We start from the raw sequence: 23,802 nt of genomic DNA, 5'->3' as shown, positions 1-23,802 counted from the left end.
GCGGCCACAACGCATTGCGGAGGAGGACGTCGCGATGCGCGGAGCACGACCGGGATCCGGATCTTCGGAACCAACCGGCCAGGCTCCGAAAACGAGGGGACAATCATGAATGCGAATCGGTTTGCCGGGTTGGTTGGGGCGTCAATGCTGTTCGTCTGCGCGACAAGCGCTGCGGCAGCGCTTTCCGCCAACGTTTCGATCATCACGACCAAAGACGACATCTTCCCGGTCTCGCCGGGCGACAGCGTCGCCTACACGATCACGGTGACCAACAACGGGCCGGATCCGGCAATCGCCGTCAGCGTGGCGGACAACACGCTCGATCTCGACTTCGTCTCGAACACCGGCGACTGCACGGGCCCGTATCCGTGTTCGCTCGGCACGCTTGCCGCGAGCGACAGCAAGGTCATCCACTCGACGTACACCCTGCCGTCGGACTGGACGCCGCCGAATCCGGCGCTCCAGACCGTGACGGTCTCGTCCTCCACGCCGGATCCTTTCACCTCGGACAACACCGCGTTCGTCTATGCGGACGTCGCCGGACAGAACTGCGGAAACTTCGCGGTCAGCGGCGGCAACGTGCACACGTGCGCAATCGTCGCCGGAAACGGCAAGGTCGGCGAGGAACACCTCGACGACGACATCGTCGAGTGCTGGGGTGACGACAGCTACGGTCAGAGCACGCCGCCGGCTGGTACGTTCTCCCAGATCAGCGCTGGTGCGCTGCATACCTGCGGTGTGCGTCCATCTGGCGTCGTGCAGTGCTGGGGATACGACGCAGACCAGGAGGTCACCAACACGCCGGCAGGGACCAACTTCACTCAGGTCGACGCCGGTGCGTTTCACACCTGCGCAGTCCGCTCGGACAATACCGTCGCGTGCTGGGGACAGAATCTCTACGGACAGACGACGACGCCTGCGGATACGCTGTTCGTCCAGGTTGCAGGCGGATTTTCGTTCAGCTGCGGCGTCACTACCGGCGGAACCGTCAAATGCTGGGGCTACAACGATCCCACGCCTGGCCTGGGAGTGGTGACCGACGCACCGACCGACAATGATTTCGTGCAGGTCGTCGCAGGCGGCGACTTTGCGTGCGCCAGGCATACGGACAACACGGTCGCTTGCTGGGGCGTCGATCTCAACGATACGGGCGTAACGGTTCCTCTCGGCGGCACCTTCACGACCATCAGCGCCGGAGCGGAGCACGTCTGCGGACTGCGCTCCGACGGCACCGCCGAATGCTGGGGTGACAACGGCGCCGAACAGTCGACTCCAGAGCCCGAGACTTACACCGACATCGACTCCGGTGACTACCATACATGCGGCCTGCTGAGCGACGGCACCGTCATCTGCTGGGGCGTCGACACCGGAGCGTTCGAAACCACGCCGCCGCAGCGCTCGAACCTGTGCCCGACCTGCGGCGACGGCCTGCGCGAAGGCCGTGAAAGCGCCAACTGCGAGTTCGAAGTCGGCGAGCCCGGCTACGGCGATCCATTCCCGCAATGCTGCAGCCCGGTGCTGTGTGCACCGTTCCGCGTCGTCGAGCAGCACATCTGCCGCGATGCGAGCGGCGCGTGCGACGCTCCGGAGATCTGCGACGGCATCAACGTCGTCTGTCCTGCTCCCGGCCCGCTGCGCGCGAACGGCTTCGTCTGCCGGCTCGCGCTCGGAAGCTGCGACCCGGCCGAAACATGCGACGGAACTTCGGCCGCCTGCCCCACGGACGTTCCGTACCAACCGTCGACGTTCGTCTGCCGCTCATCGGCCGGAAGCTGTGACGTCGAAGAGCGCTGCACGGGCAGCGACGTGACGTGTCCGACCGACACGCTGGTGGCCTCGATGACGATTTGCCGCTCGTCGGCCGGAGCGTGCGACATCGCAGAGACCTGCACCGGAACTTCGGCGATCTGCCCGACGGATGCATTCGTGTCGGCTGCGACCACGTGCCGGGAAGCTTCGGGTATCTGCGACGCGGTCGAGAGCTGCACCGGCTCGACCGCCAGCTGCCCGTCCGACGGCGTGCTCAACGGCTCGACGACCTGCCGCCCCGCGGCCGGCGTCTGCGACATCATCGAAACCTGCGACAGCACGAACAAGAACTGCCCGGCCGACGTGCTGCAGCCGAACATCGTCACGTGCCGCTCGGCCGTCAGCATCTGCGATCAGGCCGAGAGCTGCACCGGAGCGGCGGCGACCTGCCCGAACGACGGATACAAGACGACGGCGACCACGTGCCGCAGCGCCGCCGGCGTCTGCGACGTCGCCGAGAGCTGCACCGGCGCTTCGAGCGTCTGTCCGGCCGACTCGGTGCGCACCACGGCGAGCGTCTGCCGCTCGGCCGCCGGAAGCTGCGACGTCGTCGAGAGCTGCGACGGCAGCTCCGTGAGCTGTCCTGGCGATACGTTCGTCGTCGCAGCCGTTCCATGCCGCGAGACCAGCGGCGTCTGCGACGCCGCCGAGGCCTGCACCGGAGCGAGCGCGCTCTGTCCGAACGACGCCGTCCTCGACGGATCGACGACGTGCCGGCCCGCCGCCGGCGTCTGCGACATCGCCGAGACCTGCGACAGCACCGGCAAGACCTGCCCGGCCGACACGCTGAAGGCCAGCGACGTGACGTGCCGCAACACGGTCAGCATCTGCGATATGGCCGAGAGCTGCACGGGAGCTTCGGCAGCGTGCCCGACCGACGCATTCCAGACGACCGCGACCACGTGCCGGTCCGCCGCCGGCATCTGCGATGTGGCCGAGAGCTGCACCGGAGCGTCGTCGGTGTGTCCCGCCGATACGCTCAAGACGACAGCCAGCACGTGCCGTCCGGTCGCCGGCATCTGCGACGTGGCCGAGAGCTGCACCGGAGCATCGACGGCGTGCCCCGCCGATACGCTCAAGACCACAGCCAGTGCGTGCCGTACAGCCACCGGCGTGTGCGACGTGACCGAGAACTGCAACGGGACGTCGGCCGCCTGTCCCGGCAATGCGATCCGTGGATCCTCTACGGTCTGCCGTGCAGCGGCGGGCATCTGTGATCTCGCCGAGAACTGCACCGGCGCTTCGGTCAACTGTCCGGCAAATTCGTTCAAGACGACTGCGACGGTCTGCCGTTCGAACGGCGGCGTCTGCGACGTTGCCGAAAGCTGCAATGGAACTGCGGCGGCCTGCCCCGCCGACACCGTTCTCACGACGGCCACGACGTGCCGCGGATCCGCGGGGGTCTGTGACGTGGCCGAGCAGTGCGACGGAGCCGCGAAGAGCTGTCCGGCCGATACGTTCGTATCGACCAGCACGATCTGCCGCATTGCCGTCGACGGCTGCGACGTCTCCGAGAGCTGCACCGGAGCAGGCAGCGCGTGCCCAGCAAACTCGTTTGCCGCGACCACGACGTCCTGCAACGACGGCAGCTTCTGCAACGGTGCCGACAACTGCAACGGCACCGGTGGATGCAGCATCCACGCCGGCGATCCGTGCCCCGGACCGAACGGCGACGGCGACTGCTCCGAGTCGTGCAACGAAGCGGCCGACGATTGCAGCGCCAACGACACCGACGCCACGCCGTGCGACGACGCCGACCAGTGCACGATCGGTGAAGCGTGCACGTCCGGCACGTGCAGCGGCGGCACCCAGCCCGATTGCGACGACGACGACCTCTGCACCGCCGATACCTGCGAGCCGCTGACCGGCTGCCAGCACGACGGCGAGGTCCTCGACGCCGGCGCGTGTTACGCGGCCACAAAATTCTCGTTCGCGATCAAGGACTCGGGTGATCCGGCCACCAGCCAGATTCAGTGGAAGTGGAAGAACGGCGCGGCCGTGCCCGCCGAAGATCTCGGCACGCCGGCAACCGGCGACACGGTCTATGCGCTCTGCGTATTCGATGAGGTCGCAGGCGTGCCCGAGCTCGTCGGTTCCTACTCGGTTCCGGCCGGCCCGCCGTGGGCAGCGAAGACCGATGCGATCAAGTACGTGGACAAGTCCGGCGCGGCCGACGGCATTACGGTCCTCAAGGCCAAGAGCAGCCTGACCGACGGCAAGCCGTCGATCGGCCTCAAGGCCAAAGGCGGCAGCATCCAGCTGCCGAGGCATTTCTCGCCGACCCGCTTCCTGGCCGTCGACTCGCTGCTTACGGTCCAGCTCCGCAACAGCGAAGGGGCCTGCTGGTCCTCCGAGTTCACGTCGGAACAGGCCGGAAAGAACAACGAGAATCAGGTCCAGGCCGTCGGACCGTAGCACTCGGATCCGTGGGCGACCGGCGCTGTCTGGCTCTGGTCGCCCGGATTCGACTCCCTTCACTTCCAAGCTCGAAGCTTCCCTCTCTTCCGGGTTGCACCGGCTGGGGCATCCGGGTCATAAATCCGGTCGGCAGCGCCTGGGGTTGAGGCGGTGCCGGGAACGCCGGGGCGGAGGGACGCCGCGGTGTGCCGAGTGGCGTGGAATACCGACGCCGCCTTTCCGGAACCTGGGGACACCATGAACGCGAATACGTTCGGCCGTTGGATCGTGGCCGCGCTGATTTTGATCTCGGCACCTGCCGGCGCTGCTCCGGGAGATCCTGGAATCAACTGCGGCAACTTTTCGGTCTCCGGCGGAACGTCGCACACCTGCGCGGTCGTAGCCGGAAACGGAAGCACGGTGCAGGACGATCTGATCGAATGCTGGGGCAACAACGCGTTCGGCCAGTCGACGCCGCCCACCGGAACCTTCAAGCAGGTCAGCGCCGGCGCGATCTTCACGTGCGGGCTTCGCGCGATTCCCGGCAAGATCGAGTGCTGGGGCTACAACGGGCAGAACCAGGTCTCGAACACGCCGACCGCAACCGACTTCATCCAGGTCGATTCGGGATTCGGTCACGCATGCGGCCTGCACCAGAACCACACCGTGACGTGCTGGGGCGACAACACGTACGGCGAATCCACGCCTCCCGGCGACCAGTTCATCCAGATCGGAGCGGGCTCGGTGCTGACCTGCGGACTGCGCTCCGACGGACGAATCATCTGCTGGGGACTGATCGCCGACACGCCGACGCTGTCCGACTTCGTGCAGGTCGTGGCCGGCGGCGAGCATGCGTGCGGACGTCGCAGCAACGGACGCGTCGAGTGCTGGGGAGCAGACTACTCCGGAGAGACCGCCGACAAGGTCGGACCGTTCGTCAACATCACGGCCGGTGACGAGCACAACTGCGCGCTCGCCGCTTCCGGCCTCGCGACATGCTGGGGCGACAACACGTCCGGCCAGTCGTCGCCGCCCGCCGATGCGTTCCTCGATATCAACGCCGGCTCGTACCACACGTGCGCGCTGCTCGGCGACGGCACGACGCTTTGCTTCGGCGACAACAGCGAGAACGAATCGATTCCGCCTGCGCGCTCGCTGCAGTGCCCGATCTGCGGCAACGCCGTGCTCGAAGGCCGCGAAACCTGCGAAGCGCCGTTCGCGACCTGCTGCAGCCCTGTCACCTGCACGCCGTATCGAATCAGCGAATCACACACTTGTCGCAACGCGACGGGCGCGTGCGACGGCGTCGAGATCTGCGACGGCCTGAACCTCGCCTGTCCGGCTCCGGGCCCGCTGCTGGCATCCGGCACCGTCTGCCGCGGCGCGATCGGAAGCTGCGATCCGGAGGAAAAATGCACCGGCTCGTCCGATCAGTGTCCGCCAAGCCTGCCGATGCTTCCGTCGACGACGCTGTGCCGCGCGGTCGCGGGAAGCTGCGACATCTCGGAGAACTGCAACGGAACCAGCGGCGTATGTCCGACCGACGCGTTCGTCTCGTCGACGACGACGTGTCGGCCGTCGACCGGCGTCTGCGATCTCGTCGAGAAATGCACCGGCTCGGCCGCGGCATGCCCGGCCGATTCGTTCCGGCCCGCGGCGACGCAGTGTCGTCCTGCCACCGATATCTGTGATGCGGCCGAGAACTGCTCGGGCTCGACGAGCGGGTGCCCGACCGACGCCGTTCTCAACGGCGCGACGATCTGCCGGCCTGCCGCCGGCGTCTGCGATCTGCTCGAGTCGTGCGACTCGACGAACAAGGCGTGTCCGCCCGACACGCTGCAGCCGAACATCGTCACGTGCCGCGTAAAGGCCACCGGGTGCGATGCACCGGAGTCGTGCACGGGAACATCGATCCAGTGTCCGCCCGATGGCATCGCCGGTCCCGGCACGACGTGCCGCAGCGCGGTCAGTGCCTGCGATGTCGTCGAGGTCTGCACCGGCGCCTCGAACCAGTGTCCGAACGACCTGTTCGCACCGAGCGTCGTTACCTGCCGGGCAGCGGCCGACGCCTGCGACGTCGCGGAGCGCTGCACAGGCAGCGCCGGCACCTGTCCGGCCAACGCATTCGCGGGCTCGGGCACGTCCTGCAACGACGGCCTGTTCTGCAACGGAGCCGACACCTGCAACGGCAGCGGCTCGTGCGCAGTGCACGTCGGTGTCCCGTGCCCGGGCCCCGATGGCGACGCGAACTGCGCGGAGACCTGCAACGAAGCTTCCGACAACTGCACGACGAACGATCCCAACGGCAGCGCGTGCAGCGACGGCAACCCGTGCACGAACGGAGACACATGCTCGGCAGGAGCGTGCACGCCGGGCACATCGACCGCATGCGACGACGGCGACATCTGCACGTTCGATACGTGCGACGCCACCGACGGATGCGTCCATCTGCCGGGCGTGCTCGATACCGGCTGCCTGCAGGCCGCCAAAGGCCAGCTCTACATCAAGACCGGCGAGTTCCCGTTCGATGCCGTGTTCAAGTGGAAATGGGTCCAGGGCGAGCAGTTCGCACCGAGCAAGCTCGGTACGCCGACCACGGATACCGACTACGCGCTGTGCGTCTTCGACAATGACGGCGGCGAACCGAGGCTCGCTGCTTCGTATGACATTCCCGCCGGGCTGCCGGGCTGGAGTGCGCATTCGAGCCGCGTCACGTTCTCGGACAAGGACAATCCTTCCGAAGGCATCGCCAAGATGATTGCCAAGGCCGGCTCGGAAGACGGCAAGTCGGTGGCCGGCATCAAGGGCGCCGGCTCGCTGCTGAATCTTCCGAACGCCGTGTCGAGCGACCTGTTCTTCTTCGGCGACCCGTCGGTCATCGTGCAGCTTCGCAACAGCAAGGGCTCGTGCTGGTCGTCGACGTTCGTGCGACGCGAGGCCGGCTCGGACTTCAAGCTGAACGATCCGCGCGGGGTAAAGGCGGGTTACCAGCACTGACGACGCGGCGGCGGCCCGCTTCCGCGGACGACGCCCGTTCGACAATCGGGGACAGACACCAATTCCGCGTTCCTGCGAAATCGGTGTCTGTCCCCGATTTTTTTCTGGCGATGCGGCGGGCAATCGCATAAGCACGGCGCGATGAGCGAGCGCGGCGAAACGTTCACGGTTCATTTCGACGAAAGCGAGCTCACCGAGCTTCGCCGGCGACTTGCATCGACGCGGCTTCCGGCCGCCGTCGAAGGAGCCGGCTGGGATTACGGCATCGATACCGCGTGGCTCGCGGATCTTCTCGAATACTGGCGCACGGGCTTCGGCTGGCGAATTGTCGAGCGCGAGCTCAACCGCTACCGGCATGCGTATCTGGCCGTCGATGGCCTTCGCGTGCATTTCCTCGAAGCGCGCTCGCCGCATCCGGGCGCGCTGCCGCTGTTGCTCACGCACGGCTGGCCGGGCTCGGTGCTCGAATTTCTGAAGGTACTCGGCCCGCTGACCGATCCGGTCGCGCATGGCGGCAGCGCATCGGATGCGTTTCACGTCATTGCACCGTCGATTCCCGGATATGGGCTTTCGGAAGCGCCGCACGTTCGCGGCTTCGACGTCAAAGCCGTCGCCGCGACGCTCGCCGGCCTCATGCGTTCGCTCGGCTTCGACCGCTACGGTGCGCAGGGCGGCGACTGGGGCGCGATGACGAACGCATACGTTGCGCTCGCGGCGCCGGAGAACTGCATCGGGCTTCACCTGAATCTCGTGCTGGCCGGCATGCCGCCGGACGGGCCGGGCGATCTGTCCGAAACAGAGATCGCAGCGCTCGTCGATGCACGCGCGTACATGAAAGACCGCACCGCGTACCAGCGCGTGCAGGGACTCGAGCCGGATCTGATCGGCATCGCGCTCGAGGATTCGCCGGCTGCGCTGTGCGCGTGGATCGTTTCGAAGTTCCAGGCGTGGGGCGATTGCAACGGCGACGTCGAGAAGCGGTTCTCGCGCGACGAGCTGCTCGCCAACGTGACCTGGTACTGGCTGACGCGCAGCGCGACGTCGGCCGCGCGGCTCTACTACGAGACGAAGAAGTCCGGACGCTTCGGCCCGGTCGAATCCCGCGTCGAGACACCGACTGGTTGCGCAATCTTTCCGCGCGAGCTGTTCCGGCCGCCGCGCGCGTGGGCGGAACGGTTGTTCAACGTGACGCGCTGGACGGAAATGAAGGCTGGCGGGCACTTCGCGGCGATGGAGGAACCCGAGGCGCTGGTGGAGGATGTGCGGGGGTTTTTTCGGACGGTGCGCTAGACCAGGCACGTCGGGACGACTCCGCGTTCCAGCAGGCGGAGCTCTTTCGTTTTTCAGTAGTTGCCGCGGCCCCAGTGGACGCGCAGACGGCCGAAACTGCCCTCCCCTTGACGCCAAGTCCCATTTGGTTGTACCTACAACCAAATGCCCGACCCCGACATCCTGGGCCCCTGCGCCTGTTTCCGTTCCCGCAGCGTCGCGCGCGCGATCACTGCGCTTTACGACGCCACGCTCGATGACAGCGGCATCCGCACGTCGCAGCTCGCGATCCTCACGGCAATACGCACGCACGGCGCCGTCAGTATGCAGATGCTTGCGGCCGAGCTCGGTGTCGATCCGAGCACGATGACGCGCACGCTTCTGCCGATGGAACGCGATGGTTTCGTTGCATCCGAACCTGGCGAGGACCGCCGGGTCCGCGAGCTCGTGCTGACGGCGAAGGGCCATCGCAAGCTTGCCGAAGCGGGACGCCTGTGGGCTCAGGCGCAGGACAAGCTACGCGACAAGATCGGCAGCGAACGTTTCGAGCGCCTGCTCGCCGACATGGCCGAGGTGCTGACGGCTCTTCGCGAGGAACCCGCGCCGGCGTCCGAATAGTTGTACGCACAAGCGAGCGGCGCACGACCCTGAAAGCGTGCAGCCGCCGCGAGCCCGCGCCGGCAAGCGACCGGCGCGAGAACAGGAGGCTCCGATGTCCATGACTGAAGTCCATCCCTCCGTGTCCGCCACCCCGATCCCGACCGACGCAACGGACCTCGTGACGGTCTGCGTGCTGTGCAGCCACAACTGCGGCATTCGCGTCGACGTCGCCGACAACCACATCGTTGCGGTGCGGCCCGACAAGACGAGCCCGATCACGGCCGGCTACATCTGCAACAAGGCGGTTACGGTCGTGAACTACGCGCATCACGACCAGCGCATCACGCATCCGATGCGCCGGAAGAGCGACGGCACGTTCGAGCGCATCGACTGGGACACGGCGATCGACGAGATCAGCGCCAGGCTCTCCGGCATTCAGCGCGAACACGGCGGCCGTTCGATCGGCCTCGTCGGCGTCGGCGGACAGGCCAACCATCTCGACGGGCCGTGGGCGCTGTCGTTCCTCAAATCGGTCGGCTCGCGGCGCTGGTTCAATGCGTACGGCCAGGAGAAGACCCAGCACAACCTCGTCGACTTCTGGATGATGGATGCGCCGCCGGCGGCGTTCATGCACGCCGACATGGAGCACACGAAGTACCTGCTCGTGCTCGGCACCAATCCGAAGATCAGCAACCGCGGGCACAACGCGAACGAGTACTTCAAGAAGAACGCTTCGGGCGATCGCAAGACTGTCGTGCTCGATCCGCGCGTCACGGAGACGACCAAGACGGCCGACCGCCATCTTCGCGTGCGGCCCGGCGGCGACGTGTATTTCCTTGCGGCGATGGCCGCCGCGATCGTGCAGAAAGAGCTCTACGACTCGGCGTTCGTCGAGAACGGAACCACGGGGTTCCATGAGCTTCGCGACGCGCTCTCGACGATCGACATCGACGAAATGGCTACGCGTGCGGGGCTCGATGCGGCATCGATCCTGACGGTCGCCGAGGAATTCGCGCGGGCGGAATCGGCCGCGGTGTTCTGGGATCTCGGCGTCGAGCTGACGCCGTTCTCGACATTGATCTCGTACCTGATGCGCGTCGTCTCGACGCTGACCGGAAATCTCGGGCGCGAAGGCGGCAACGTGTTCTACGGCACGTTCACTCCGAGCGAATGGAGCAAGAACCGTTTCGAGGAACCCGAGCGTGCGCTCGCGTCCGGCATTCCGGCGATTCGCGCGCTCGGCAACGCCGGGATGTTCTCGCCGACGCTGGTGCCGGAAGAAATCCTGCTCGACCATCCCGAGCGGCTGCGCGCGCTGTTCGTCGAGTCGTCCAACCCGTTCCTTTCGTATTCGGATACCGGCGCGTGGCGCGAGTCGAGGAAGAAACTCGACCTTCTCGTCGTCATCGATACGTCGTTTACCGAAACGGCGCGCGTCGCCGACTACGTGCTTCCCGCACCGTGCGGATACGAGAAGTGGGAGATGGCGCTGTTCCCGAAAGGCTATCCGGAAATTCCCGTGCAGGTTCGTCCGCCGGTGATCGCCGGTCCCGCCGAAGCGCTGCCGGAAGCAGAGATCTATCTGCGCATCCTCGACAAGATGGGCCTGCTGCTGCCGGTGCCCGAGGAGCTCGCGAGCCTTGCCCCGGTTGCAGGCACTCCCGAAGGACGCGGTTTCTTCCTGATGACGGCGATGGGCCAGGCCGCCGCGATCGCCGAAGCCGGCCTCGATGCGGAAACGCAGGTGCTCGCGTGGGCCTACAAAATCCTCGGTCCGGCGATGCCGGCGCCCGGTCTCGTCGCGATCTATTTGATGTGCCAGAAGAACGCGATGGGCCGCACGGACGACGTTCTTCGCGCGCTCGGCAGCGACTGGCAGGGAAAAAGTCCGTTCGACATCGGCGAAGAGCTCTTCCGACTCGCGCTCGCGCATCCGGAAGGCTTCGTGATGGCGACGCTCGACCCGGCGCGCAACTACGAGCAGCACGTCGGCTGGGACGACAAGCGCGTGCGCCTTGCGATTCCGCAGATGCTCACGGAGCTGGAGCGCGCGATGACGACGTCGCGCAAGAACGAAGAGTATCCGTTCGTGCTGTCGAACGGGCTTCGCACGCGGTGGACGGCGAACACGATCCAGCGCGATCCGTCGTGGCGCAAGGGAAGCGGACCGCACTGTCCGTTGAGCGTGCATCCGGAGGACGCCGCCGCGCTTGGTCTCCATGACGGCGACCAGGCGACGCTCGAGACCAATCGCGCGAGCATCGTGCTGCCGGTCGTGATCGACGACAAGCTGCTTCCCGGACAGGTCTCGATGCCGAACGGCTTCGGAATGATCATCCGGATCGACAGTGACGGCCGCCCGCTGACGGACGGCATCAACGGCAACGAGCTGACCGACATCGCCGACCGCGATCCGTTCACCGGCATTCCGCACCACCGCTACGTGCGCTGCCGCGTCGCAAAGTTTGCAGGCGCGGTAGCAGCCTGACGATTAAATCGGGGACAGACACCGATTTCCGGAAATCGGTGTCTGTCCCCGATTTAGCGAAATCAGTGTCTGTCCCCGATTTTCCGTTCGCTCGGATTGCTCTTCCCCGCTAGCTTCCCGCCGCACGCCAACGCATTTCCGGAGGACCGCTGATGATCGACCTCTACACCTCGCAGACGCCGAACGGCTGGAAAGCCTCGATCATGCTCGAGGAGACCGGGCTTCCGTACGAAGTGCACCCGATCAATCTCGGCAGCGGTGACCAGAAGGCGCCCGAGTACCTTCGCATCAATCCGAACGGCCGCATTCCGACGATCGTCGATCGCGACGAGGACAACTTTGCGGTCTTCGAATCGGGCGCGATTCTCGTCTACCTGGCGGAGAAGACCGGGAAGCTCATGCCGGTCGACCGAAAGGGCCGGTCGACGGTTCTGCAGTGGGTCATGTTCCAGATGGGCGGCATCGGTCCGATGCAGGGACAGGCCAACGTGTTCTTCCGCTACTTTCCCGAAAAGCTTCCGGCCGTGATCTCGCGCTATCACAACGAGACCAAGCGGCTGTACGAAGTCCTCGAGAAGCGCCTCGACGGCCGCGAGTTCCTGTGCGACGACTACACCATCGCCGACATCGCCACGTGGCCGTGGGTGCGCATCCACCCGTGGGCCGGCATCGAGATCGACGATCTTCCGAACGTGCAGGCGTGGATCGAGCGCGTTGCCGCGCGTCCCGCCGTGCAGCGCGGCGTCGAGATTCCGAGGCCGCAGCAGCAGGTCACCGACGACGACATCGTCAAATCCGCCCAGAGCATCCTGCAGCGCTGAGATCGAAGGCGTACGTTGCGAAAACTTCTCCTGCTCGCCGCGATCCTTGCGCTGCCGTTCGTTCTGCTCGAGATCTCGCTGCTGCCGGCGCCGCTTCCCGCGCCGGCTCCGCTCGATGCCGAACTGCCGCCGGCGTCTCCGCCCGATGGCATGGCGATCTTCCAGCTTCCGACCGGCGTCACGCATCGCAGCACCGGCTTTGCGTACCGCGGAGGCTCGTTTTTCGACAAGCGCGACTTCGCGATGACGGCCGTGCTGATCAAGCACCCCAAAGGCGATCTGCTGATCGACACGGGCTTCGGCTGCGACATCGACCGGCAGTTCGAAATGCTGCCGTTCTTCGTCCGCTACGTGACGACGTACGAGCACGGGAAATGCGCAGCCGATCAGCTGCGCGACGCCGGATACGACATGACGCAGCTCAAGTGGATCCTGCTGACGCATGCGCACTGGGATCACGTGAGCGGGCTTCCGGACTTTCCGGGAGCGACGGTGCTCGTTCCGGAGGCCGAGCGCGAAGCCATCGACAAAGGCGGCGCGGTGATGGAGCTCGCGCGCAGCTTCCGCGACGTGCGCTACGCTGCGTACAAGTTCGGCGGCGGGCCGTATCTCGGATTTCCGACGAGCAGCGACGTCTACAAGGACGGCAGCATCGTCCTCGTGCCGGCGCCGGGACACACGCCGGGTTCGGTCATCGTCTTCGTCACGCTGCCGGGCGAGAAGCGCTACGCGCTCGTCGGCGACCTCGTCTGGCAGCTCGAAGGAATACTCCAGCGCGAGGAGCGTCCGTGGCTCCAGCGCCGCGTCGCCGACGCCGATCCCGAAGGCGTGCGCGCAAACCTGCTTCGCGTCGCCGCCATCGCCGCAAAATTCCCGGAGATCACGATCGTTCCCGCCCACGACCTGCGAGGCTTCGCCGACATGCCGAAATTCTAAAGGGAATTGAAAAGGGACCAGGTACCTTTATTTTTTCCCTTTGTTTTCAGCGGTTCACGAACTGCATCATCGTTTCGGGGTAGCGGCCACCGGCGGCGGCACCGGCGGGCGCGACTTCGTCGATGCGCGCAAGGTCGCTCGCCGTGAGCTCGATCGCCACCGCACCGGCATTCTCCTCGAGATACTTGCGCCGCTTGGTCCCGGGAATCGGCACGATGTCGTCGCCCTGCGCGAGCACCCACGCCAGCGCGAGCTGCGAAGCCGTGCAGTCTTTGTCGCGCGCGATCTCTTCGATGCGTGCGACGAGGTCGAGGTTCTTCTGGAAGTTCTCCGCCTGGAAGCGCGGCGAGAAGCGCCGGTAGTCGTCGGTGGCGAGATCCTCGAAACGCTTGATCTGTCCGGTCAGGAAGCCGCGCCCGAGCGGGCTGTACGCGATGAAACCGATCCCGAGCTCACGGCAAGTCGCGAGCACGCCGTCCTCCGGATCGCGGCTCCACAGCGAAAACTCGCTCTGCACGGACGCGATCGGATGCACTTTCTGCGCGCGCCTCAGCGTGTCGCTGCCGGCTTCGGACAGTCCGATGAAACGCGTCTTGCCGGCGCGGACGAGCTCGGCCATCGCGCCGACGCTGTCTTCGATCGGCGTCTGCGGATCGACGCGATGAAGCTGGTAGAGATCCACGTGGTCCACGCAGAGACGCTTGAGGCTCGCGTCGCAGGCCTCGCGAATGTACGCGGGACTGCCGTCGATGCCGCGGATTCCCTTGTGCACGGGATCGCGCGTGATGCCGCATTTGGTGGCCAGAACGACCTTGTCGCGGCGATCGCGGATCGCGCGCCCGACCAGCTCTTCGTTGATGTACGGCCCGTACATGTCGGCCGTGTCGAGGAAGTTGACGCCGATCTCGATCGCGCGATGAATCGTCGCGATCGATTCCGCATCGTCGCACGGCCCGTAGAACTCGGACATGCCCATGCATCCGAGACCAATTGCCGAAACGTCGAGACCGTTCTTTCCGAGGATACGTCGTTGCATAGTGCTCTCCTTGAAGGCTACCCGCCGCTGAGCGCGCCGACGATCTGAACCACCGATCGCCCCGCGAGCGCTACGCCAAGATCGCCGGCGACCTCGCCGTCGACGAAGATGCGCACGTGCTGGCGCACCCTGTCCTGTTCGTCGATCACGCGAAAACGAATTCCGGGAAATCTGCGGTCGAGATCTGCGAGAAGGTCGCCGAGCGTCGTGCCGGCCGCATCGACTTCCGCGGCTCCCGCGCTGTACGAGCGCAGCATCGTCGGCAAGAGCACGCGCATCAGGCTGCGCCGGCGGGGACGACCGAATAGATCTCGGGCAGGTGGCGGACGATCTCGTGCCACGATTCGCCTTCGTCACTGCTCGCCCACAGCTCGCCGCCGGTGGTGCCGAGATAAATCCCGACCGGATCGAGACTGTCGATCGCAAAAGCCTGCCGCTTGACGGTGAACCAGCCCTGCTCGGCCGGAAAACCGCGGTCCTGTCGCTCCCAGGACGCGCCGGCATCACGCGTGCGGTAGACGGCCGGCTTTCCGCCAGGGCTCGTGCGCGGCCACACTTCGGTGCCGTCCATCGGAAACACCCACGCGACGTCCGCGTTGCGCGGATGCGCAACGATCGAGAATCCGATGTCGCCGATGTCCGCCGGCATGTTGCGGCCGATCCGTTCCCAGACATCGGCCGGCCGGTCGATGCGATAGATGCCGCAATGGTTCTGCTGGTAGATGCGATCGGGCCGCACGCGGCTCTGCGCAAGGTAATGCGCGTCCTGGCCATACTCGGGATACGGGTCCGGCATGAAGTTGGCTTCGACGCCTTTATTGAGCGGCGCCCACGACGCCGCGCGATCGCTCGATTCGAACACGCCGCCGGTCGACGTCGCGACGTACATGTGGCGCGCATCGCGCGGATCGATGACGATCTGATTGAGCAGCGGACCATCGGGCGTTCCCGAATCGGCCGGAACCCACTTCGAATACATCGGATGGTCGTTCCAGCCGCTTACGCTCTCCCACGTCGCGCCGCCGTCTTCACTGCAGAACAGTCCCGGCGGCGACGTGCCGGCCCACCACACTCCCGGCTCGGACGCAGGCCCGGCTTCGAGCCAGAACGTGTGACTGACGGCGCGGCCGTTTGTGCCGTCGTCCACTTTCGGAAACGCGGGCGGACGCGCGGCTTCTTTCCACGTGCGGCCGAGATCGTCCGAGCGAAAGATCGTCGGCCCGAGGTGGCCGGTCTTCGCGGCCATCAGCAGCGTGCGGCCGTCGCGCGGATCCATGACGAGATGATTGACGACCTGGCCGAGAAGATGCGGGCCGTCGACGCGCCACGTGCGACGTGCCGAATCGCCATGAAGGATCCATGCGCCTTTGCGCGTAGCAACGAGAAGCATCACGACAACGAACTCCCGCAAGCACGGAACTCAGGTGCGACTTTCACGCGGGGAAAAATACGCGAGTGGCGGGAGAACAAAAATGGGGAGCCGGACCGACCGCGCACCCGGCGAATCCGGACAGATTCGCAGGGTGCGCCTCGAAGAGCGTAGCTGCCTGGCTACGGCAGCGACGGAGTCGGCGGTATCGGCAGCGGCACGCACTGGCACACGAGGCCGACCGTCTGGCACAGCGAGCCTACCGCGCAGGTGCCTCCGCACAGCGGCGTGGTAGCCGACGCACAGGTCGGCAGCGGCGTCGCGAGGCATCCGCACCCGCTCCCGCTGGTATTGGCCGTGCAGACCGATCCCACGTCGCAGAGTCCCGCGCATGTCGGATACAGCGCAGAGCCGCACGGCGGAACGCCCGGTGCGCCGCACTCGCATGTTCCGCCGACGTCGGTGCAGAGCTCGCCGGTCGGACAGACGCCGCCGCAGACCGGCGACGACGCATTCGAACATTGCGGAAGCGTGGGAATCTGGCACGCGCACGTTCCGCCGTTGTCCATGCAGATCTTGTTGGCATCCGCGCAGACACCACCGCAGACCGGAGATGTCGCGTCCTCGCACGCTGGCAGCGGCAGGCCCGTGCACGTGCAGACGCTGCCGCTCGCGCCGCACGTCTGACCGACCGGACACACGCCGCCGCAAATCGGTGCTTCGGCGTCACCGCAGTCGGGCAGCGGAAGAAGCGTAGTCGTCGTGGTCGAGCCGGCCGCGACGCAGTTCGCGCCGGACGGGAATTCATACGGGACTTCCGGGTTGTTGCGGCAGCGCACGTCGGCCTCGAACGTGAGCTCGAGCTTGCCCGGGCCAGGCAGCCCGGCGGCGACGTTGATCGCAGGGTTCGACGTCGGCGCGATGCAGAACAGCGATCCGCTCGTCGGAACGGCCGGATCGGGCGCACCGCTTGCCGTGATCGGATCCGGGAAGCAGCGGCGCACGTCGAGAATGCTGCACGTACCCGACGAGCAGTCGGCGTTGCTGGCGCACGGCAGGAACCCGCGTCCATCCGGCTGCGTGTTGGAATCGCAGTAACGGTCGATCGGGCCGGACGCGCAGGTGCCGTCTGCACCGCACGCGAATGCGGTGCACATGTTGAGACGCACGCCGGCTCCGCCGCCGACCGTGCACGTTCCGGAACTGGTCGCGGCACATTCCGCGTCCGAGTTGCAGCCCTGGTTGCCGTTGCCGCTGCACGTGCGGCACGGGCAGTTGCTTCCCGCCGGCGTGTCGCACGGCAGGGTGGCGTTCATCGAGACGGTGTCCGGAGTGGAGTTGAGATTGATGAGCAGGCCGGCTCCGCTCACGTTCGAGGCCGTCTCGGGCAGGCAGTCCCAGCTGGTCGGGCCGAACGTGGCGTGCGTACCGTTCACGTCGCACGCGCCGCTCGAAACTCCTCCGCTGCACGTGCCGCCGCGAACGCCGTCGTTCGCGACCGGATCGCCGACGCAGGTCGGACACGGATGCAGCTTGTCGAGACCGAGGTAGACGACCGCCGCGAGCTTGATCCGATCGGACCATTCGCCGGTCCTTAAGTTCATCGTGCCCGAATAGTCTTCGCGGATCCGGTTGACGACGCAGGCCGGCGTTCCCGCCGACTCGAGCGGGAGCGGCGAACCGAAGTAGCACCGGCACGTCGGATCGAGCGAGCCGCAGGCTTCCGGATCCGAACCATTGATGACCGTGCAGGTCGTCTGCGGGTTCTGCGTGCAGCGGCAGTTCGACGTCGGGTCTCCCCTCTGCACGTTCATCGAGATCTCGCAGTTCTCGCAATTGGCGTCGCACTCGACGTCGACGACGTCGCCGGTGCGGTCGGGAACCTCGACGTCGTGCGCAGAGCCGGACCAGCCGGTGCTGAGCGACGTCTGCGACGGAGCCGAACCGTACTTGCCGCGGATCGTGCGGATGATCGTTGCCGGCGCGCACTCGCCGCTTCCGGTTGCGACGCACGCACACGACGAGCCGGTGTTCATGCAGGTCGAGTTGGCCGGGCAGATTCCGCCGCACGTCGGGAACGTCGAGCCGCAGCCGGTGCCAGGCAGCGTGGTAGTCGTGGTGGTCGTCGTGGTCGTCGTCGTTTCAGTTTCTTCGCTGAGCTCGTACGCGTTGCGGATGATCGCGTTTCCGCGATTGACGGCGCTCGCTTCCGCGCAGGCGATCAGGCCGTCGGTCGTGTCCGCGCACGCATCGAGCTTGGAAAGAACGCTCGAAGAGAATGCGCACGATGACGCCGTCTTGGATTCGAACTTGGTGACGGCCTTGGCGATGAGTCCGCGCGCATCGACGTCTTCACACGCGTAAGCGGACGAGCCGCCGGCTTCGTCCTTCTGCTTCTGGCATCGGCGGCCTTCGCTCAGGATCGTCTTGACGATACGCGCGACGCCTTTGCCGAGGCGGCCCTGACATTTGCGCAGCGGATCGAGAAGCCGCTCGTCGGGAAGTCCCTGGGCGTCGCGGTTGAGCCGCGAGACCTGCACGTCGGTGAGCGCCGTCAGGCAGTCGCTGAGATCCTCGAAGTCATCGATTCCTGTGGTCGTACCGCCGTCGTCGGCCGTGGCGGCCGGGGCCGGGCACGTCGGATACGACGCCAGCAGCGAACTTGCGCCCGAGCATCCCCCCACGATGGCCTCGCGTGCTTCGTCACGCGCGGCCGACGCGGACGCGGCGTTGGCCTGATCGACGTCGTTGCAGTCGTCGTCGAGGGAACGGACACCGCCGCTGCGCCGGGAGTGGCAACTCGTGACCAGCTTCTGAACGGTACCATCGTAGCGGGCGATCGACCGGGCGATGGTGTCGCGGCAACTGGTTTCGGCCGACGTGAGCGCCAGAGATGACGAAGGGATCAGAAGGGCAAGGCAGGCAAGGCGAACAGCAAGGCTGCGCATCGGTAGGGTCCTCCCGTGGGGGCGGCAGCACTCCCGGTGTTCCGGTCGGAACACCTGCATGCCGTCCAACGGTGTCCGCGATACATTACTTACACGAGCCTCAACAAGGGTGTGCTCCCGACCACAGGCCCAAAATTCCGGAAAAAATGAATAGCGTTTTATTTCCTGCCGTTGGGATTGAAATCGGCCCCCGCACGCGTGGGCGTAGTGCCACTCCAACAGTCACATTCCGGCCGATTCGGCGAGCAGGCGCAGAACCGTGTCACGCAAGCCCTGGAAATCTGTGGGGACCCCCATGTCCAGCGATGTGACCACTCCGAGGGCGAGGATGGTCAGAAGGGAGCCGAGAGTCGCCGCATCGACATCGCTGCGGACGGACCCGGCCTGCTGCCCGCGCCGGGCGGCCGCCGCGACCCTCTCCGCTCCTCCGGAGAACATCGTGACGAATCGCTTTTTAAGGACGGGAGACCTCGCGCATGCGTCGAGCACCCGATGAAGGTCGATCGAAAGCGCGAGCGGCCTTGCGTGCCGGCGTCCAACCATCGACGCCGCGTCAGCGAAGCGGGATACGGTCTGCTCGAGGTCGTGCGCGTTGTCGCCGGTTGCGATGACCGCATCGAGAAATGCGCCGAATACGCGCTCCATCACGCATTCGAGGAACTCGTCGCGATCGTGGAAGTGAACGTAGAACGCGCCGCGCGTGAAGCCGGCGCGCGCACAGATCGCATCGAGGCTGGGCGCATCGAGGCCGCGCTCGGCAAATTCGGCAAGACCGGCGGCCACCAGCGCCTCGCGGGTCTCCTGCTTGGTCGTCTCGCGGTCCCTCGCGACGGCGGAGGAAGGTACTGCCCGGCGGCCACGGCCCGAAGATTGTCCTTCGCCCGGCGGAGCGCCCGAGCCGGACCTGCCCTTGTGGGTCGCCTTCGTCATTCGTCCCTATTGACATACGGCACCGTATGTATGAAATGGGCGACATACGGAGTCGTATGTGAAAACTGCCGAGTCAGCTGCCCTTTCTTCTTCGCCTGTCGGCGCTTCGCCTGCCGAGACGATGCGCGTCTGGCTGCTTCATCTTCTTTGCTTTGTCCTGCCGACGGCGTGTCTCGCATTCGGACTGACGGCGCCGCATCCGTGGTGGGCTTCGCTTCCGTTCCTTATGGTGGTCGCCGGCTCGATCTGGATCGACATGCGCTCACCAGGCGAGCACCGCCAGCCGGTTGCGCTGATGCCGGCGTGGCCGTTCGACGGCGTGCTCTACGTGCTGGTCGCGACCCAGCTCGCAAGCGTCGCGCTGCTCGTGCGAACGGTGGCCGAAAACGGATTCTGGCGCATCGATACGCTCGTCGGCGTGCTGCTGATCGGCATCAACTCCGGGTACTCGGCGATCGTCGTCGCGCACGAGCTGGTCCACAGGAGCAGGCCGCACATGCAGTGGCTCGGCCGGCTGCTGCTGTGGACGGTCCTGTACGACCATTTCGCAATCGAGCACGTACGCGGCCATCACGCCCGTGTCGGAACGGCGGACGATCCCGCCACCGCCCGTTTTGGCGAGACGGCGGTGTCGTTCCTGCGCCGCACGATTCCCGCGCAGTTCGCCAGCGCATGGCGCCTCGAAAAAAAGCGCCTCGGTGACGAATCGATGTCGTGGCGCGATGCACGGATGCTCAGGAACCGCATGCTCCACGGTCTCGTCATCGAGTGGACGGTTCCGCTCGCGCTCCTTGTTGTACTCGGCGCCGGCGCAGCGGTCGTCTACGTCCTGCAGGCCGTGGTCGCCGTGCGACTGCTCGAGGCCGTCAACTACTTCGAGCATTACGGGCTTTCGCGCACGTCGCGGCGCGTGCGACCGATCGATTCGTGGGACACCGATTCGTGGTTCACGCTCTACACGCTGGTCGGGCTCTCCCGGCATGCGGATCATCACGCGAACGCTGCCCGGCCGTACCAGCAGCTGCGATACTTCGATGAGAGCCCGAAGCTTCGGTATGGGTATTTCGGCACCGTGACCTGGCTGATCTTCGCCAATCGCAGCTTCCGCGCGGCAATGGCCGCCGAGCTCGAGCGGCGAAAGCTCGGACCGTTCGCTCCGCGAGAAGAGAGCGGCGGAGTTGCGGTCGAATCCGCGATGCGCGCTGCCGTCTAGGCGATCGTTCTCGCTTCGGCGCCCTCGGCACGGTCTGCGCGGCCTCGCGCACAACCCCCGCATGCACGCTCAGCCGGCGTGAACTCGATCGCCCGGTCGGCTAGTGTGCGGGCGTGCAAGCCCGGCGAACTCCTGCGCGTGATTTTCGGGCAACGGTGCCGGCAATCGCCGTGCTGCTCGTGATCTGTGCCGCCGGCATGTCGCAAGCGGAGTCTCCCGAGTCGGTTTTCCACGTCGACCGCAACAAAAACCGCAACCAGGTTCACTACGGCGTTCACGTCGACGAGCACTGCCGCCCGATCGGCACCGAGCCGGTCTACAACTACTGGCTGAAGCGGGAAAAGGACCCGCCCGAAGTCGAGTCGCTGCATTTCTACCAGCAGGCCGGCTATGGCTTCGAGAAACAGGAGGTCAAGAAAGACCAGCGCATAGAAATCCGGGTTCGTGCCCTTCCCGACCGTGAGCTCGTGATAAGGGTCACGCCGGTCGGACAGCACTGCAAGGCGGAGACATTCACGACGATCGCCGGCAAGCAGGCCTATCTCGAGAAGGTCTTCGTGTTCGCCGAAGAGGGCCTGGTGCTGCCGACGGTTCGCTACATCGAGCTGTTCGGCCACAGCAACGACGGCCAGTCGGTGTACGAGAAGATCACCGTGAACGACTGAGTGAACGACCGAGTGAACGCCCAAGTGAACGACTGAGTGAACGTCCAAGTGAACGACCGAGTGAACGTCCAAGTGAACGACAACCGATGACCAGCACTCTCGACCGTTACCTGCTGCGCGAAGTAGGCCGGGCCTTCGTCGCCGCGGTGGGCCTGGCGGTCTCCGTGCTGTTCGTGCTCCGGCTCGTCGAATTCGTCGACCTCGTATTCGCACGCGGCGTCCCGGCCCGGCTCGTCGGCCTGCTCGCCGGATTCATCGTCCCGTCCTACCTCGAGATGGCGCTTCCGATGGGAGCGCTGCTGGCGGTCGTGGTCGTGTTCGCGCGGCTCGGAAGCGATGGCGAGCTGCTCGCGATGCGCGCCGCCGGGCTCGAGCTGCGCCAGCTGGCACAGCCGCTGATCGCATTCAGCGTCGTCGTGGCGATCGTCAGTCTCGTGCTCGGCGTGTGGGCTCGTCCCTGGGCCAATCGCGGCATCGAGCAGACCACGTACGACATGGCGCGCACGCGGCTTACGGCTTCCTTGCGCCCGGGTGTCTTCAATACGTGGTTCGGCGGCGTCATTCTGTTCGTCGACGAGCTCGAGCCGGACACCGGCACCATGCGCAACGTGATGCTCGCCGAGGAGCGCGAGGAGTTCGGGCGCAAGACGATCTTCGCGAGCGACGGTCATGTCGAGTCGAACGAGGATGCGCGTACGGCCTATCTCAGGCTGCGAAACGGCAGCCTGCTCACGTACCACCCGACGGGCAAATACCACGACAAGACCGATTTCGATTCGCTCGAGCTCCATCTCGACCTGACCGAAGAACGCGGCATCGACCTGATGGACAACGGCGGACCGGCGGCGATGAACCTGACGCGGCTTCTCGAAGAACGGCGCGAGCACCTGGCGCGCGGCGAAAGCGCAATCGAGGAAACCATCGAGCTGCACCGCAAGCTCGTCCTGCCGGTGGCCGCGCTTCTGCTGCCGTTCGTCGGCGTGCCGCTCGGTGCGGTCGGACGGCGCGGCGTCAAGTCGCGAGGGCTGCTGCTGAGCACGATCGTCGTGCTCCTCTACTACCTCGCGTTGACCGGATCGGTGACCGTCGCGCGCGAGCAGATCATTCCGACATGGGTTGCGATGTGGCTTCCCAACGCGCTGCTCGCGCTTCTTGCCTCGATGCTGTTCCGGCGTGCGTCCGATCAGCATTCGAGCCGCAGCTGGTCGCCGCGCTTTGCGCGCAGGAGCCGCGCATGAGCCTGCTCTCGCGCCACGTGGTCGGGATCTACCTGCGGGCGTTCGCGATGTGCCTCGTGGGCGCGATCAGCCTGCTGCTCGTCGTCGAGTTTTTCAGCCGCATCGGGGATTTCGCGGCGTACAACTCCAATCCGGGGCTGGTTGCGGCGTACTTCGCGCTGCGCACTCCGAAATGGCTGGTCGAGGTCTATCCCGCGGCGTCTCTTCTGGCGGTGCTTCTCGGCATCGGTTCGCTGGTTCGCAGCAACGAGGTGCTCGCGATGCTTTCGTGCGGCGTCAGCGTCGGCCAGATCGGGCGGCCGCTCGTCGGCATGAGCATTCTGCTCAGTGTTTCCGCGCTCGCGTGGAACGAATACGTGGTGCCGCCGGCGGCCGGACGCGCACGCGCGATCAAGGACATCGACATCAAGAGCATGGACAGCCGCGGCAAGCTCGACGCGACGTCGCTCTGGCTTCAGGTGCCGGAGGGTTTCCTGAACATCGACTATTTCGATGCGACCAATAACAAGCTCGAAGGCATCACCCTGCACGGCGTCGACGAGCACTTCCGTTTGAACAAGCTGATCGAAATTCCCGAAGCGATCTGGCGCCAGGACCACTGGGCTTACGAAGGAGGGACCGTCCGCGAGTTCACGAGCGACGGAGGCTTGACCTATGCGCCGCTCAGTGACCCCCACGTCGATCTCGGCGGCACGCCGGCCGAGTTCCGTCGCAAGGCTCCACGCTCGGACGAGTTCAGCATCCGGCAGCTGCGACAGCGCATCCGAACGCTCGAGGCCAAGGGGCTCGATCCGGCCGGCTTCCAGACCGACCTCCAGTTCAAGTTCGCTCTGCCGCTGTCGGGCATCATCACGGTGCTGATCGGGCTTCCGCTCGCGCTGCGCGGTTCGTCACGGACCGGAAACGCGCAGCACATCGGAACCGGCATGGGAGTGTGCTTTCTCTACTGGCTGACGCAGGCGCTGACGGTTTCCGCCGGGCACGCGGGGTCCTTGCCTCCGGTGATGGCCGCATGGGCGGCAAACGGAATCTTTCTGCTGGTGGGCGGGATGCTGGCGCTCAGGAACTAGCCGCTGGCTGCTGCTC

16 protein-coding genes are annotated in these 23,802 nt (G+C 65.9%); 11 read left to right on the top strand and 5 right to left on the bottom strand.

The features are described from left to right. Positions 1-105 precede the first annotated feature (105 nt). The 7 genes from VN634_04945 to VN634_04915 all read left to right on the top strand — a co-directional run bounded on the left by VN634_04945 (position 106) and on the right by VN634_04915 (position 13,317). Positions 106-4,224, top strand: a complete 4,119-nt coding sequence (locus tag VN634_04945; protein ID HXC50210.1) for a hypothetical protein — start codon at positions 106-108, stop codon at positions 4,222-4,224. Positions 4,225-4,464: 240 nt separating this feature from the next. Then, entirely contained in the window at positions 4,465-7,203 is a 2,739-nt protein-coding gene (locus VN634_04940; protein ID HXC50209.1) for a hypothetical protein, read from the top strand. A gap of 141 nt (positions 7,204-7,344) precedes the next feature. Beyond that, positions 7,345-8,493 (top strand): epoxide hydrolase, encoded by a 1,149-nt coding sequence (locus VN634_04935; GenBank protein ID HXC50208.1) that lies wholly within the window; start codon positions 7,345-7,347, stop codon positions 8,491-8,493. A 144-nt stretch (positions 8,494-8,637) separates the two neighbouring features. Continuing rightward, on the top strand, positions 8,638-9,090 hold the full coding sequence (locus VN634_04930; protein ID HXC50207.1) for a MarR family winged helix-turn-helix transcriptional regulator: 453 nt from the start codon (positions 8,638-8,640) through the stop codon (positions 9,088-9,090). Positions 9,091-9,184: 94 nt separating this feature from the next. Beyond that, positions 9,185-11,560 (top strand): molybdopterin-dependent oxidoreductase, encoded by a 2,376-nt coding sequence (locus VN634_04925; GenBank protein HXC50206.1) that lies wholly within the window; start codon positions 9,185-9,187, stop codon positions 11,558-11,560. Positions 11,561-11,712: 152 nt separating this feature from the next. Beyond that, positions 11,713-12,381 (top strand): glutathione S-transferase N-terminal domain-containing protein, encoded by a 669-nt coding sequence (locus tag VN634_04920; GenBank protein HXC50205.1) that lies wholly within the window; start codon positions 11,713-11,715, stop codon positions 12,379-12,381. Positions 12,382-12,396: 15 nt separating this feature from the next. After that, positions 12,397-13,317: an MBL fold metallo-hydrolase gene (locus VN634_04915; GenBank protein HXC50204.1), complete on the top strand. Its 921-nt coding sequence runs from the start codon at positions 12,397-12,399 to the stop codon at positions 13,315-13,317. Positions 13,318-13,363: 46 nt separating this feature from the next. On the opposite strand, the gene VN634_04910 is transcribed toward VN634_04915, so the two are convergent. From VN634_04910 to VN634_04890, 5 genes are all read right to left on the bottom strand, one after another. Next, positions 13,364-14,353, bottom strand: a complete 990-nt coding sequence (locus VN634_04910; protein HXC50203.1) for an aldo/keto reductase — start codon at positions 14,351-14,353, stop codon at positions 13,364-13,366. Between the two features lie 17 nt (positions 14,354-14,370). Then, positions 14,371-14,631 (bottom strand): MoaD/ThiS family protein, encoded by a 261-nt coding sequence (locus VN634_04905; GenBank protein HXC50202.1) that lies wholly within the window; start codon positions 14,629-14,631, stop codon positions 14,371-14,373. After that, the gene (locus VN634_04900; GenBank protein HXC50201.1) at positions 14,631-15,746 is read right to left on the bottom strand and encodes a hypothetical protein; all 1,116 of its coding nucleotides are present in this window, start codon (positions 15,744-15,746) and stop codon (positions 14,631-14,633) included. Before VN634_04900 ends, VN634_04905 begins: the two co-directional genes overlap by 1 nt. Positions 15,747-15,904: 158 nt before the next feature. Further along, positions 15,905-18,670 carry a hypothetical protein gene (locus VN634_04895; protein HXC50200.1) on the bottom strand — a complete coding sequence of 922 codons (2,766 nt, stop codon included), beginning with the start codon at positions 18,668-18,670 and terminating at the stop codon, positions 15,905-15,907. 222 nt (positions 18,671-18,892) lie between these two features. Continuing rightward, the gene (locus tag VN634_04890; GenBank protein HXC50199.1) at positions 18,893-19,600 is read right to left on the bottom strand and encodes a TetR/AcrR family transcriptional regulator; all 708 of its coding nucleotides are present in this window, start codon (positions 19,598-19,600) and stop codon (positions 18,893-18,895) included. A 58-nt stretch (positions 19,601-19,658) separates the two neighbouring features. Between VN634_04890 and VN634_04885 the strand changes: the two genes are divergently transcribed. From VN634_04885 to VN634_04870, 4 genes are all read left to right on the top strand, one after another. Further along, positions 19,659-20,813, top strand: coding sequence for an alkane 1-monooxygenase (locus tag VN634_04885; protein ID HXC50198.1), 1,155 nt, complete (start codon positions 19,659-19,661; stop codon positions 20,811-20,813). A gap of 155 nt (positions 20,814-20,968) precedes the next feature. Then, positions 20,969-21,478 carry a DUF4833 domain-containing protein gene (locus VN634_04880; GenBank protein ID HXC50197.1) on the top strand — a complete coding sequence of 170 codons (510 nt, stop codon included), beginning with the start codon at positions 20,969-20,971 and terminating at the stop codon, positions 21,476-21,478. An 86-nt stretch (positions 21,479-21,564) separates the two neighbouring features. Next, complete coding sequence (gene lptF, locus VN634_04875) at positions 21,565-22,716, top strand: LPS export ABC transporter permease LptF (GenBank protein ID HXC50196.1); 1,152 nt, start codon at positions 21,565-21,567, stop codon at positions 22,714-22,716. Next, positions 22,713-23,786, top strand: coding sequence for an LptF/LptG family permease (locus tag VN634_04870; GenBank protein ID HXC50195.1), 1,074 nt, complete (start codon positions 22,713-22,715; stop codon positions 23,784-23,786). Before lptF ends, VN634_04870 begins: the two co-directional genes overlap by 4 nt. The last annotated feature ends 16 nt before the right edge of the window (positions 23,787-23,802 follow it).

Source organism: Candidatus Limnocylindrales bacterium, assembly GCA_035571835.1.
GTDB lineage: Bacteria > Desulfobacterota > Binatia > UBA1149 > CAITLU01 > DATNBU01.
Note: the sequence above shows the minus strand (reverse complement) of the source record. Positions and strands in the feature narration are given on the sequence as shown.

Coding starts and splice junctions, on each gene's coding strand:
- VN634_04935 (HXC50208.1), top strand. CDS start 7,345: ATGAGCGAGCGCGGCGAAACGTTCACGGTTCATTTCGACGAAAGCGAG.
- VN634_04890 (HXC50199.1), bottom strand. CDS start 19,600: ATGACGAAGGCGACCCACAAGGGCAGGTCCGGCTCGGGCGCTCCGCCG.
- VN634_04910 (HXC50203.1), bottom strand. CDS start 14,353: ATGCAACGACGTATCCTCGGAAAGAACGGTCTCGACGTTTCGGCAATT.
- VN634_04925 (HXC50206.1), top strand. CDS start 9,185: ATGTCCATGACTGAAGTCCATCCCTCCGTGTCCGCCACCCCGATCCCG.
- VN634_04895 (HXC50200.1), bottom strand. CDS start 18,670: ATGCGCAGCCTTGCTGTTCGCCTTGCCTGCCTTGCCCTTCTGATCCCT.
- VN634_04920 (HXC50205.1), top strand. CDS start 11,713: ATGATCGACCTCTACACCTCGCAGACGCCGAACGGCTGGAAAGCCTCG.
- VN634_04945 (HXC50210.1), top strand. CDS start 106: ATGAATGCGAATCGGTTTGCCGGGTTGGTTGGGGCGTCAATGCTGTTC.
- VN634_04930 (HXC50207.1), top strand. CDS start 8,638: ATGCCCGACCCCGACATCCTGGGCCCCTGCGCCTGTTTCCGTTCCCGC.
- VN634_04905 (HXC50202.1), bottom strand. CDS start 14,631: ATGCGCGTGCTCTTGCCGACGATGCTGCGCTCGTACAGCGCGGGAGCC.
- VN634_04940 (HXC50209.1), top strand. CDS start 4,465: ATGAACGCGAATACGTTCGGCCGTTGGATCGTGGCCGCGCTGATTTTG.
- VN634_04870 (HXC50195.1), top strand. CDS start 22,713: ATGAGCCTGCTCTCGCGCCACGTGGTCGGGATCTACCTGCGGGCGTTC.
- lptF (HXC50196.1), top strand. CDS start 21,565: ATGACCAGCACTCTCGACCGTTACCTGCTGCGCGAAGTAGGCCGGGCC.